The organism is Sphingomonas sp. NCPPB 2930 (genome assembly GCF_042867205.1).
Taxonomy (GTDB): domain Bacteria; phylum Pseudomonadota; class Alphaproteobacteria; order Sphingomonadales; family Sphingomonadaceae; genus Sphingomonas.
In genome coordinates, this window is sequence record NZ_JBHZQU010000004.1 from 230007 (window position 1) to 242517 (window position 12511).

A 12511-nucleotide genomic window follows, 5' to 3' on the forward strand; every position below is an offset into this window, starting at 1 on the left:
TCCGTGGACAGACACAATTTGATATGGAACCGAAACGGCCATGCCCGGGTTCGCCTGCTATAGCGTGGCTTCCTTAACTGGATAAGAGAGAGCAATGACCGACTTTAACGACCTCGTGGATGGCTATCAGCGCTTTCGGACCTCCGATTGGCGTCGCCAGCGCGACCGCTGGGCCGAACTGAAGGAAGGCCAGAGCCCCAAGGTGATGGTGATCGCCTGCTCGGACAGCCGCGTCGATCCGGCCCAGATCTTCGACACGCTGCCCGGTGAGATCTTCGTCGTGCGCAACGTCGCCAATCTGGTTCCCCCGTTCGAGACGGGCGGCGGGCATCACGGCGTGTCGGCTGCACTGGAATTCGCGGTGACGCAGCTGGAAGTGACCGACGTCGTCGTCATGGGCCACGGCGCATGCGGCGGCTGCAAGGCCGCGCTGACCCAGGGCTTCGCCCATGCCCCGCAGGGCGAAGGCGGCTTCATCTCCGACTGGGTGAACCTGCTCGACGGTGCGCGTGAAAAGGTCATCGCCAAGCATGGCGACAGCCCGGACGCGATGCGCGAGATGGAGCTCGAGTCGGTTCGCACCTCGATCGCCAATCTGCGCACCTTCCCCTTCGTCACCAAGCGTGAGGAAGCGGGCAAGCTGACCCTGCGCGGCGCCTATTTCGCGATCGCCGACGGCGTGCTGCACCTGATGGACGAGAGCGGCGAGTTCAAGCCCGCCTCCCCATCGCTGGTCGCGGCCTGAGAGAGTCGGTCCGAGCCCCCGGCCCGGACATGACACGAAAAAAGGGCGGACGCCGCATCCGGCGCCCGCCCTTTTTCTGTGCCCGTCGGGTGGGATCAGCCCGCCGAAGCGGCGACGACCTGATCCACATCCTTCTTGGGCTCGGCGGTCGAGCGCAGCGACAGCTCGCGCATCTGCTTGTTGCTGGGCAGGCTGGGCGCGCCCATCAGCAGGTCCTCGGCACGCTGGTTCATCGGGAACAGCGAGATTTCGCGCAGATTCTGTGCGCCGCAGATCAGCATGACGATGCGATCGACACCGGCCGCCATGCCGCCATGCGGCGGCGCGCCATACTGGAACGCGCGGTAGAGGCCGCCGAAACGCTCCTCGACATCCGCCTTGGACAGGCCGACCTTCTCGAACGCGGCGACCATCAGTTCGGGCGACTGGTTGCGGATCGAACCCGACGCGATCTCGAAGCCGTTGCAGACCAGGTCGTACTGATAGGCCTTGAGCGACAGCGGATCGGCGGTGGTCAGCGCCTCCATGCCACCCTGCGGCATCGAGAAGGGATTGTGCGCGAACTCGACCTTCTTCTCGTCCTCGTCCCACTCATAGAAGGGGAAGTCGACGATCCAGCAGAGGCGGAAGGCCCCCTCTTCGATCAGGCCGAGCTGCTCGGCGACGCGGGTGCGGGCGAGGCCGGCCAGCTTGGCGGCCGCATCGACCTTGCCGGCCGCGAAGAACAGGCCGTCATCCGGGCCCAGGCCCAGCGCGGCATAGATCGCCTCCATGCCCTCGGTGCCGTGGTTCTTGGCGATCGGCCCGCCGAACTCGCCGCCCTTGCGGGTGACATAGCCCAGACCCGCATGACCCTCTGCGCGCGCCCATTCGTTCATCTCGTCGAAGAACTTGCGGCTCTTCTCGGCGGTCTTGGGCGCCGGGATCGCGCGGACGACGCCGCCCGAACCGACGATCTTCTCGAACAGCCCGAAACCCGAGGTCGTGAAATGCTCGGAGACGTCGGTGATGATCAGCGGGTTGCGCAGGTCGGGTTTGTCGTTGCCGTACTTCAGCATCGACTCCGAATAGGGAATGCGCGGGAACTCGCCCGTCGGGGTGACGGTGCGGCCATCGGCGAACTTCTCGAAGATGCCGCCGATCACCGGCTCCATCGTCTCCCACACCTCTTCCTGGGTGACGAAGCTCATTTCCAGATCGAGCTGGTAGAATTCGCCCGGCAGGCGGTCGGCGCGCGGGTCCTCGTCGCGGAAGCAGGGCGCGATCTGGAAATAACGGTCGAACCCGGCGACCATCAGCAGCTGCTTATACTGCTGCGGCGCCTGCGGCAGCGCGTAGAACTTGCCCGGATGGATGCGGCTGGGCACCAAAAAGTCGCGCGCGCCCTCGGGTGAGGAGGCGGTGAGGATCGGGGTCGAATATTCGGTGAAGCCCGCCGTCTCCATGCGACGCCGCATGTCGGAGATGACCTGGGTCCGGCGCACGATATTGGCGTGCAGCGTCTCGCGACGGAGATCCAGGAAGCGATAGCGCAGGCGGATATCCTCCGGATATTCCTGCTCGCCCGCCACCGGCATCGGCAGTTCCTCGGCGGCCGACAACACGGTGGCGCCGCGCGCGAACACCTCGATCTCGCCGGTCGCCAGATTGGCGTTGACCGTGCCCGCCGAGCGCGCCTTCACCACGCCGTCGATGGTCACGACCGACTCGACGCGCACCGCCTCCAGGACGGCGAGCGCGGGGGTATCGCTGTCCGCGACGATCTGGGTGATGCCATAATGGTCGCGCAGATCGACGAAGAGGACGCCGCCATGGTCGCGCTTGCGATGGACCCAGCCGGACAGGCGGACCGTCTGGCCCACGGCGTCGGCCGTCAGCGCGGCACAGGTATGAGTACGATAGGCGTGCATGGCGAGCATTCTCTGAACGTCTGGGGAAAGTGACGCCGCTTCCCCGCCCACCCCTGTTTTGTCAATCCCCCAGTGCCCGCTCCACATGCCGAAGGGGCACCTGCGCGTTCCTCTTTGTCAACCCGCGCGCGTGCGGCTATGTGCATGCGATGCACGTTCATCCGTTGATTACCGACAGCGCCACGCTCGCCAATCTCTGCGCCCGCCTCTCGCAAGCCGACTTCATCACGGTCGATACCGAGTTCATGCGCGAAAGCACCTATTGGCCGGAGCTGTGCCTGATCCAGATCGCCGACACCGAAGAGGCTGCCGCGATCGACCCCAAGGCGCCGGGTCTGGACATGACGCCGCTGCTCGACCTGCTGGTCAACAATGACGAGGTTCTGAAGGTCTTCCATGCCGGTGGGCAGGATATCGAGATCATCTATAACCTGACCGGAAAGACCCCCCACCCCCTGTTCGACACCCAGATCGCGGCCATGGCGCTGGGCCAGGGCGAGCAGATCGGCTATTCCAACCTGGTCGACAGCTGGCTGGGCATCCCGATCGACAAGGGCGCCCGCTTCACCGACTGGTCGCGCCGCCCGCTCGACCAGCGGCAGGTCGATTATGCGATCGGCGACGTGACCCACCTCTCCGCCATCTTCCCCAAGATGCTGGAACGGCTGCGCAAGACCGGGCGCGGCGCATGGCTGGACCAGGAAATGGAGCGGCTGGCCGATCCTTCGCATTACGCCAACGATCCCGACAGCGCCTGGAAGCGCGTCCGCGTATCGGGTCGCAAGCCCGACATGCTCGGCCGTCTGAAGGCGCTGGCCCGCTGGCGCGAACTGGAGGCGCAGGCCAAGGACCTGCCGCGTGGCCGCATCGTCAAGGACGAGACGCTGGCCGACCTGGCCGGGCATCCGCCGCGCAAGCAGGCCGATCTCGCCAAGGTGCGCGGGTTGTCCGCCACTTGGGCGGGCAACGACATCGGTCATCGCCTGATGGAGGCGCTGGAGGGCGCGACGCCGCTCGACGCCGACGAACTGCCCGCGCGTGACGATCGCAAGCCAGGGCTGGGGCGCGAGGGCGCGCTGGTCGCCGATCTGCTCAAGCTGTTGCTCAAGATCCGCGCGCGCGACATCGACGTGGCGCCGCGCCTGCTGGCCCGGTCGGACGATCTGGAGATGCTGGCGGCGGGGGTTCGCAGCGGCCTGTCGGTACTCGATGGCTGGCGGTTCGAGCAGTTCGGGCGCGACGCGCTCGATCTGGTCGAGGGGCGCACCGGCTTCGTCGTCAAGGGCGGCAAGCTGAAGATGGTCCGCACCGAGGATCCGGTGGCATGAACCGGGCCGTGGTCCTCGTCGCGCTGATAGCGATCGGTGCCTGTACCCCGACCGGAACGCCGCCGTCGCGCGGCGAGCAGATGGCGGAACTACCGATGCAGTGCGGCGAGGCCCGCGTCGCGGACCTGATCGGCAAGCGCTGGGGTGAGGCGATGCGGGCCGACGTGCTGAAGCGCACCGGCGCGCGAACCTTGCGGGTGATTGCGCCGGGCGATGCGGTCACGATGGACTATCGCACCGACCGGCTGAACCTGGAAACCGATGCCGAGGGACGGATCACGCGGATTCGGTGCGGCTGATCCGCGTCGCCGTCCGCCCCAGCGCGGCGGCGAGCGCGGCGTGGCGGCGCTCGACCGCCTCGCCGTAAAAGCCCCGGTCCTCGTCCAGCATCGCGAGGCCCAAGCTGGTCGTTCCCATAACGAGGCTGGTCCGCTCCAGCGGCCCCTCCAGGCCGCCGCTCAGCCGCTGGCCCAGCCGGATCGCCAGTCCCCAGCTCGTCGCCAGCTTCAACTGCGCCGGGGTCGCCAGTTCGGCGAGCGGTGCCGGTACGTCCAGCCCTCCGCCCAGACTCGTGTGCAGCGCCTGGGCCAGCATGGCGCGCCCCGTGGCGTCGATCCCGACCCAGTTGCCGTGGAGCGCGATCTCCACGCCGCGTTCGGCCCGAAATTCCGGATTGGCGCGCCAGCCCACATCGGCGAGCAGGCAGGCGGCGTGACGAAGCCGCGCCTCGGCGGCGGCTTCCCCTGCGAATAGCGGGGCGATCCAGCTTTCGAGCAGGTCGCCATGTTCGGGAAAGCGCCCGAGCAACCGCCCCTCCTCGCGCGCCGCCACGATCAACGGATCCTGGGCGCGGGTGCGAGCGTCCAGATTGCCATAGAGCAGCCCTTCGCGCAGGCCATAGGCGGACACCACGGTCGTACTGCTGCCCAGATGCTTGAGGAGGACGCTCAGCAGCGCGGTCGCATCGCCGAGCGTCGCCGCGCGGCTGGACGACAGGCCCTTCACGTCGCGCAGGCGCGCCTTGGACAGATGCGGGATGGTCCGCGACAGCCTCGCTATATCGGTCGGCGTCAGTTCATAGTGATGGATGATCGGCAGGGGATATTCGGCCAGCGTCATGTCGAGCCGCGCCAGCGCCCGCCACGATCCGCCGACGAGATAGAAGGGCAGGCCCCGACCGCGGCCCTCCCATCCCGCCTCCTCGATCAGCCGTCCGATCTGCCGCTCGAACGCCTTGCCGCCGCGCTCTCGCAGCGCCGGGATACGCAGCACGCCGAACGGAAAGGACACCCGGTCCTCGACCCCACCGTCCCGCACCCGCACGAGTTCCAGGCTGCCTCCGCCCAGATCGCCGACGATCCCGTCGGCATCGGGAATGGCGGACAAGACCCCCTCGCCCGCCCCCTTGGCCTCCTGCTCGCCCGACAGCAGCTCGACCTCGAGCCCTAGCGACTCGGCGCAGTCGATCAGTTCCTGCCCATTGGCGGCATCGCGCACCGCCGCCGTCGCCACGGTGCGCAGGCTGCTCACCCCCATCTCCCGCGCCAGGCTGGCGAAGCGCGCCAGCGCCACCCGCGCCTTGCCCAGCGCGACCGGGTCGATCGCCCCCGTGGCGGCGAGGCCTCGGCCGAGACCCGCCATCACCTTCTCGTTGAACAGGATTGCGGGCAGGCGCGCCGGACCCTGATAGACGACGAGACGGACCGAGTTCGAGCCGATGTCGATGATCGCCGTACGCGGCGCGCGGATTGCTGCCATGGTTCCGCCGCCCCCGATCAGCGCTGCCGCCGGAGCGACAGGGTCGGCACCGCCTTGCTGGTGTCGAGCGCGGCGCCGCGCCCCGAAAGCGAAGGATTGGTCATGAAATACCGATGCAGGTTGAAGGGGCGATCGCCCGGTTCGTCACGGACATAGCGGCCATCCGGCTCCAGTTCCCAGCTCTGTTCATTGTCGAGCAGGTTGGCGACCATGACCTGGTCGAGGATCTGGTCGTGGACGGTCGGATTGAGGATGGGCAGCATATATTCGACCCGCCGGTCGAAGTTGCGCGGCATCCAGTCGGCCGAGGAAATGAAGAGCTTGGCCGCGTCATGGGGCAGCGCCTTGCCGTCGCCGAACGCCCAGATGCGGCTATGCTCTAGAAAGCGGCCGACGACCGATTTCACCCGGATATGATCCGACAGGCCGGGTACGCCGGGGCGCAGGCAGCAGATGCCGCGCACGATCAGGTCGATCTCGACGCCCGCACCGCTCGCCTCGTACAGCTTCTCGATGATCAGCGGATCGACGAGCGAGTTCATCTTGGCCCAGATGCTGCCCTTTCGGCCCGCGCGGGCGTGGGCGATCTCAGCATCGACCAGCGCCATCAGATTGTGCCGCAGGTCGCGCGGCGACAGGCTGACCCGGCTCATCGCCACGGGTTCGACATAGCCGGTGATGTAGTTGAACATCTGCGCCGCATCGCGCCCGATGGCCGGGTCGGCGGTGAAGAAGCTGAGATCGGTATAGATGCGCGCGGTGACGGGATGATAATTGCCCGTGCCGAAATGGCAGTAGGTGCGGAAGTCGCCGCCCTCGCGTCGGACGACCATCGACACCTTGGCATGCGTCTTCCAGTCGATAAAGCCATAGACGACCTGGACGCCCGCCCGCTCCAGCGCGGAGGCCCAGTAGAGATTCTGCTCCTCGTCGAAGCGCGCCTTCAGTTCGACGATCGCGGTCACCGACTTGCCCGCCTCGGCCGCCGCGATCAGGGCGTTGATGACCGCCGACTGCTTGCCCGCGCGGTAGAGGGTCTGCTTGATCGCCACCACATCCGGGTCGACCGCCGCCTGCTTCAGAAAGGCGATGACCGCCTCGAACGTCTCGTACGGATGGTGGACGACGATGTCCTTGGCCTTGATCGCGGCGAAGCAGTCTCCCGCGAACTCGCGGATCCGTTCGGGAAAGCGCGGCGTATAGGGCGGGAATTTCAGGTCCGGCCGATCCGCATCGACCAGCATGTCGAGATCGCCGATGCCGAGCAGATTTCCGCTCTCGGTGATGATCGCATCCGTCCCGCCCAGTTCGTCGCGCAGCACGTCGGCCAGTTCGTCGGGCATCCCCGTCTCCAGCTCCAGCCGGATGACGCGGCCGCGCCGCCGCCGCTTGATCGCATTGGCGAAATAGCGGACCAGATCCTCGGCCTCCTCTTCGATCTCGATATCGCTGTCGCGAAGAACGCGGAAGGTCGCCGCGCCGTTGACGACATAGCCGGGGAAGAGCAGCCCGGAAAAGCGGCGCAGGATCGTCTCGATCGACACATAGCGCGTCCCCTCGCCCGGAAGACGAACGAAGCGCGGCATCGTCGGGGGCATCATCACCAGCTCGCGGATCGGCGCCTTGTCCGACACGCGGGTCAGGTCGAAGATCATCGACAGCCCCTTGTTCGGGATGAACGGAAAGGGGTGCGCGGGATCGAGCGCCTGGGGGGTCAGGATCGGGAAGATCTGGTCGCGGACATGCCCCTCCAGCCAGGCGCTGGCCTCGGCATCGATCGCATCGCGGCGCAACACGAAAATGCCCGCCGCGTCGAGTAGGTTGCGCAGGTCGCCCCAGACCTCCTGCTGGCTGGCCATCAGCCGGTCCGCCTCGGCCACGATCTCGTTCAGCTGCTGCCCCGGCGTCAGTCCGTCGACCGAGCGCTGTTCGACGTCCTGCGCCTGCTGCCCCTTCAGGCCCGCAACCCGGACCATGAAGAATTCATCGAGGTTCGAGCCCGAGATGGACAGGAAGCGGAGCCGCTCGAGCAGGGGATGCGCGGTGTTGCACGCCTCCTCCAGTACGCGACGGTTGAAGGCCAGCCAGGACAGCTCGCGATTGAAATAGCGCCCGTTCGGCTCCCGCGTGACATGATCGTCGTCCGGTTCGGACATTTGCGCGATATGGGCAGGCCGGGTCATCGTTTCTCGCTTGGTTCGCGGGGCTCAGGGCTCGGCGATCAGACCGGCCCCGATCAGGGTGGAACGTGCAAGGGCAATCGATAAGCGCGCGCGCCGTTCCATCGCCCCCTGATCGAGCATATCCACCGCGCGGATGACAGATAGGTGACTACGCTCGATCCGCGCGGTCAGCCATTCGATCAAATCCGGCCGCGCATCGAGGCCGCGCCGCTGGAACAGCAGCTCGAACAGGGCGGCGACCAGCTCGTCGTCGGGCGCTCCGATTTCGGCCAGGCTGCTATTGGCGAGCCGCGACCGCAGGTCGGGCAGCTTGACCGCCCAGCGCGGCGGCGCGGCGTCGGCGACGATGACCAGCGGTCGGCGTTCCGCCTGTGCCGTGTTCCAGGCATGGAAGATCTGGACCTCGGGCACGCGCTCGGCATCGTCGATGATCGTACCGCCGCTGCGCGCGGCGAAGATGCGCGCCAGCAGCGACCGCCCCGATTTGCGCGGGCCGGTCAGGATCGCGGCCATGGTCGGCCATTTTTCCCATTGCTCCAGCATGCGCGCGGCAAGCCGGTTGGAATCGGTCAGCAGGAACGCGTCCGACAAGGGGTCCGCTGGCCATTCCAGCGGAAGCGCCATTTGGTTCATCCGGTGATCACATTATCCGATGGAGGCGCAGGCGCCTGGACTTGGGGGGCGCGACGAATGCGAAGCGTCGTGCCGGACCCTGAAACCTGATAGCCGCGCTGTTCCAGCGCGCGGCGAAGCTGCTCGGGGTCGCCGTCATAGGTCACGCCCATCAACGACACGCCCCCCAGTGCCAGGCTGGTCGTGGCGGCGCGCACGACCCCCGGAATGCCGCGTACGAGGCTTTCGGCATTGGCGACGGCGCTGGCACTGGGCGCATCATATTGCAGCGTGACCGATATCCCCGCGCCCGACGGGGCGATGGCGCTATCGATGCCGGCGACAGGTTCGTCGCCGCCCATGCTGTCGTCGGTGATCGGCACCTCCGGCTTGGGCGGCGGCGCGAGGGTCGAATCGGGATGAAGCGTCCCGCCCGCCAGCGCGCGCTGGTACAGGCCGTCGAGCCGTGCCACGCCGGTATCGAGCAGTTGCGGCAACGCATCGGTGCTGCCGACGCGTAGCGTGACCGTCCCGAGCAGGACATTGTCGGGGCCGTGCCGTGCCTCGAAGACGCCGATCACCGGCCCGCCGGGCCATTGGCGATAGAGGCGGACGACCGGGATCAGGATGTCCGACGCACCATATTGGTCGAGGATCGTCCGCCACCAGCCACGCGACCGGCGACCGATCTGCCCCGCATTCAGGAGCAGCGGATCCATGCCGGTGCCCGAGGGACGGATATAGTCGATGCTGCTATTGCCCGTCCGGAAGCGCGCCCAGGCCAGCTGCCACGGCGTCCGGCTCTCGAACATCTGCGCGCTGCCGCCCGAAATCTGGAGGGGCATGACCAGCATCGGCGGCGAGCGATCGGCATAGGCCGACACGCCCAGCACCGAGGCGGCCCGCACCCGGTCGAACAGGACCCCCAGCCGCGCGACATAGCGGGTCGGCCCGATCTGCTCATTTTCCACCACGATGCCCGAGACGAGCGAATCGAGCAGGCCGTCGGACGCGCCGACGCCGCCACGCCCCAACCGCTGCGCCAGCATCGCCCAGGCCTTTCGCTGCGCGATTCGCCAGCCGCCGAGCCGCGCGGCCTCTGCCGTGCTGCCCGACACGTCGACCGTCACGCCGGTGACTTCATAGGCACCGCCGCTGTCGACGGGCGCGACGCCGCGATCCTGTCCTTCGATCTGGGCCAGGACCGCACCGCCCCCCGCGCCCACCGCGACAAGGGCGGTCAGGCCGTACATCAATGAGGGCAATCGCAAACGCATCGCGGCCTTTTGGCGAAGCAGGCGTGGAAATCCAAGCGCGATATAGCTAACGGGCAAACATGACCGACAACAGCACGCCGTCCACCACCCCGTCGCCCGCCGAAACCGGCGCTCCCTACACCTATGCCGATGCGGGCGTTTCGATCGCCGCGGGCAACGCGCTGGTCCGCGCGATCGGCCCGCTCGCCAAGGCGACACGGCGGCCGGGCGCCGACGCCGATCTGGGCGGGTTCGGCGGCTTCTTCGACCTTAAGGCGGCGGGCTTCACCGATCCGCTGCTGGTCGCCGCCAATGACGGCGTGGGCACCAAGCTGAAGCTGGCGATCGAGCATGATCGCCATGACGGGGTCGGCATCGACCTGGTCGCGATGTGCGCCAACGACCTGGTCGTACAGGGCGCCGAGCCTTTGTTCTTCCTAGATTATTACGCCACCGCCAAGCTTGAGGGCGATGTTCCGGAGCGGGTCATCGCCTCGATCGCCGAAGGCTGCCGCATCGCGGGCTGCGCGCTGATCGGTGGCGAGACCGCCGAGATGCCGGGCATGTATGCGCCGGGCGACTATGATCTGGCGGGCTTCTGCGTCGGCGCGGTCGAGCGGGACCAGGTGCTGACGGGAAGCGAGATTTCCGACGGCGACGTGATTCTCGGCCTCGCCTCGTCGGGGGTCCACTCCAACGGCTTCTCGCTGGTCCGCCGCCTTGCCGCCGACAAGGGATGGAAGCTCGATCGCCCCGCGCTGTTCGATCAGGAGCGGCTGCTGATCGAGGCGCTGATGGCGCCGACTCGGATTTATGTCCGCTCGCTGCTCCCCTCGCTCAAGGCCGGGACGATCAAGGGGCTCGCGCACATCACCGGCGGCGGTCTGCTCGAAAACATCCCGCGTGTCCTGCCCAAGGGCGTCCATGCCGTGGTCGATGCGGATCGCTGGGAACAGCCGCGCCTGATGGCGTTCCTGCAGGCGCAGGGCGGGATCGAACCCGAGGAAATGGCGCGCACCTTCAACTGCGGCATCGGCATGGCGGTGGTCGTCGCGGCCGACCAGGCCGAAGCGCTGGCCGCCACCCTGGCCGAAGCGGGCGAAACTGTGCTGACCATCGGCCGGATCGAGGCGGGCGAGCGCGGTTGCACCGTCACCGGCTCGGCGGGCACGTGGAGCGCCAAGGCGGACTGGACGGCGACCCATGCGGCCTGACGGCCCGGTCAAGGTCGGCATCCTGATTTCCGGCCGCGGCTCCAACATGCAGTCGCTGGTCGCCGCTTCGCAGGGCGGCGACCCGGCTTATCATGTCGCCCTCGTCGCCTCGGACAAGCCCGAGGCGGCCGGGCTGGCCTGGGCGGCGGAGCGGGGCATCGCGACCTTCGCGCTGTCGCCCAAGGGGATCGGCAAGCCCGCCTATGAGGCTGCGATCGACCAAGCGCTGCGCGACGCGGGCGTGGAGGTGATCGCGCTGGCGGGCTATATGCGGCTGCTGTCGGGCGATTTCGTGCGCCGCTGGGAGGGCCGTATCCTTAACATCCATCCCTCGCTCCTGCCGCTCTACAAGGGGCTCGACACCCATGCGCGCGCGATCGCGGCGGGCGATGCCAAGGCGGGGTGCTCGGTCCATATCGTGACCGAGGAACTGGATGATGGCAAGGTGCTGGGTCAGGCCGAGGTGCCGATCCTGCCGGGTGACGATGCCAGGGCACTTGCCGCGCGCGTTCTGGTCGAGGAACATCGTCTCTATCCCCGCATCCTCTCGGAGTTCGTGCGCCGATGACCGATAATCTGGCCCGCATTCGCGACATCGCCCTGCTGCTGCCCGGTGTGACCGAGGACCTGCACGACGGCGAAACCCGGTTCCTGGTCGAAGGCGAGCCCTTTGCGCGGGTCGCTGACGGGGCGTCTGGGCTACACCTGTGTGTCGCCGACGAAGGCGCCGCGCCGCACTGGACGAGCATCGCGCTGTCGGCCGACAGCGACTGGACGCTGATCGAGGACCGGATCGCGCGCAGCTGGGAACTGGTCGCGCCGACCGAATTGCTCGAGGCGGGCGGGCGATGAGCCAATCGGCCGGCGACGAGGCCACCGATCGCGCCAAGTCGCGGCGGCGATTGCTGAGCCTGGCCGAGTTCGTGGCCGTGGCAGGTCTGCTCGTCGCCGCGCTGACGCTCTATCTGAATTGGTCGCAGCGCCGTAGCGATGCCGCCGACAAGGCCGCCGCCGCCAGCGCGCAACGCAACGAGCGTGCCCGGCTGGACCTGACCGCGACCGCCGAAGGCGACGGCCGCCGCCTCGCGCTGCGTGACCCGAATCATGACCTGCAGGACGTGACGATCGATTTCCCGGCAAAGTCGGGGATCGCCCGGCAGGCGCCCGTGGGCGACCCCGTGATCGATGCGGGGCCGATCGCCGACCCGATCCTGGCCCTGACCGATGGCCAGGCAGATACGAAGGAAGGCCGACTGCCGGTGCTGATCACGACCCGCTATTGGGACGGCGATACCGCGCGGACGGCGAGCGGGCTGTACGACGTGATCTGGAGCACGCATGGTCGCCTGCTGCGGGGCCGGACGCTGCGCCTGGAAGGGCTGCGGCTGCGGGATCGTCACGGCACGATGGCCAAGCTGAACGCCGCTTGGGTGACGAAGCACGGCTAAGGCCCCTCAGGAGTTCGAGGGGCGCTGGTCCATTCATCGTGCGATGATGGCATTGGC

The 12511-nt window shown here is 67.7% G+C and carries 12 protein-coding genes; 7 read left to right on the forward strand and 5 right to left on the reverse strand.

Annotated features, from left to right (window positions below; genetic code table 11):
- Nucleotides 1–94 precede the first annotated feature (94 nt).
- On the forward strand, nucleotides 95–745 hold the full coding sequence (locus tag ACFX59_RS07535) for a carbonic anhydrase (protein ID WP_354292980.1): 651 nt from the start codon (nucleotides 95–97) through the stop codon (nucleotides 743–745).
- A gap of 95 nt (nucleotides 746–840) precedes the next feature.
- Here ACFX59_RS07535 and aspS read toward each other — a convergent pair whose 3' ends face one another.
- Nucleotides 841–2655: an aspartate--tRNA ligase gene (gene aspS / locus ACFX59_RS07540; protein ID WP_387431129.1), complete on the reverse strand. Its 1815-nt coding sequence runs from the start codon at nucleotides 2653–2655 to the stop codon at nucleotides 841–843.
- Between the two features lie 149 nt (nucleotides 2656–2804).
- Between aspS and rnd the strand changes: the two genes are divergently transcribed.
- Both rnd and ACFX59_RS07550 read left to right on the forward strand, forming a co-directional pair.
- Nucleotides 2805–3983 (forward strand): ribonuclease D, encoded by a 1179-nt coding sequence (rnd, locus tag ACFX59_RS07545; protein ID WP_354292978.1) that lies wholly within the window; start codon nucleotides 2805–2807, stop codon nucleotides 3981–3983.
- A complete protein-coding gene (locus ACFX59_RS07550; protein WP_387431131.1) occupies nucleotides 3980–4282 on the forward strand; it encodes an I78 family peptidase inhibitor in 303 nt (100 codons plus the stop codon). The genes rnd and ACFX59_RS07550 overlap by 4 nt, the downstream gene beginning before the upstream one ends.
- Here ACFX59_RS07550 and ACFX59_RS07555 read toward each other — a convergent pair.
- Genes ACFX59_RS07555 through ACFX59_RS07570 form a run of 4 tightly spaced genes read right to left on the reverse strand, consistent with a single transcriptional unit; the run spans nucleotide 4260 to nucleotide 9789 of the window.
- Nucleotides 4260–5741 (reverse strand): Ppx/GppA family phosphatase, encoded by a 1482-nt coding sequence (locus ACFX59_RS07555; protein ID WP_387431134.1) that lies wholly within the window; start codon nucleotides 5739–5741, stop codon nucleotides 4260–4262. The two genes, ACFX59_RS07550 and ACFX59_RS07555, sit on opposite strands and share 23 nt — an antisense overlap.
- A gap of 17 nt (nucleotides 5742–5758) precedes the next feature.
- Nucleotides 5759–7924 carry an RNA degradosome polyphosphate kinase gene (locus ACFX59_RS07560; RefSeq protein ID WP_387431136.1) on the reverse strand — a complete coding sequence of 722 codons (2166 nt, stop codon included), beginning with the start codon at nucleotides 7922–7924 and terminating at the stop codon, nucleotides 5759–5761.
- Nucleotides 7925–7948: 24 nt separating this feature from the next.
- Entirely contained in the window at nucleotides 7949–8557 is a 609-nt protein-coding gene (locus ACFX59_RS07565; RefSeq protein ID WP_307098758.1) for a chromosomal replication initiator DnaA, read from the reverse strand.
- A complete protein-coding gene (locus ACFX59_RS07570; RefSeq protein ID WP_387431138.1) occupies nucleotides 8554–9789 on the reverse strand; it encodes a heavy-metal-associated domain-containing protein in 1236 nt (411 codons plus the stop codon). Before ACFX59_RS07570 ends, ACFX59_RS07565 begins: the two co-directional genes overlap by 4 nt.
- 83 nt (nucleotides 9790–9872) lie before the next feature.
- Between ACFX59_RS07570 and purM the strand changes: the two genes are divergently transcribed.
- The 4 genes from purM to ACFX59_RS07590 are packed head-to-tail and all read left to right on the forward strand — an operon-like array spanning nucleotide 9873 to nucleotide 12454.
- Nucleotides 9873–11006, forward strand: coding sequence for a phosphoribosylformylglycinamidine cyclo-ligase (gene purM, locus ACFX59_RS07575; protein WP_387431140.1), 1134 nt, complete (start codon nucleotides 9873–9875; stop codon nucleotides 11004–11006).
- A complete protein-coding gene (gene purN, locus ACFX59_RS07580; RefSeq protein ID WP_387431142.1) occupies nucleotides 10996–11574 on the forward strand; it encodes a phosphoribosylglycinamide formyltransferase in 579 nt (192 codons plus the stop codon). Before purM ends, purN begins: the two co-directional genes overlap by 11 nt.
- Nucleotides 11571–11858 carry an MmcQ/YjbR family DNA-binding protein gene (locus ACFX59_RS07585; RefSeq protein WP_387431144.1) on the forward strand — a complete coding sequence of 96 codons (288 nt, stop codon included), beginning with the start codon at nucleotides 11571–11573 and terminating at the stop codon, nucleotides 11856–11858. Before purN ends, ACFX59_RS07585 begins: the two co-directional genes overlap by 4 nt.
- Nucleotides 11855–12454 carry a hypothetical protein gene (locus tag ACFX59_RS07590; RefSeq protein WP_387431147.1) on the forward strand — a complete coding sequence of 200 codons (600 nt, stop codon included), beginning with the start codon at nucleotides 11855–11857 and terminating at the stop codon, nucleotides 12452–12454. Before ACFX59_RS07585 ends, ACFX59_RS07590 begins: the two co-directional genes overlap by 4 nt.
- The last annotated feature ends 57 nt before the right edge of the window (nucleotides 12455–12511 follow it).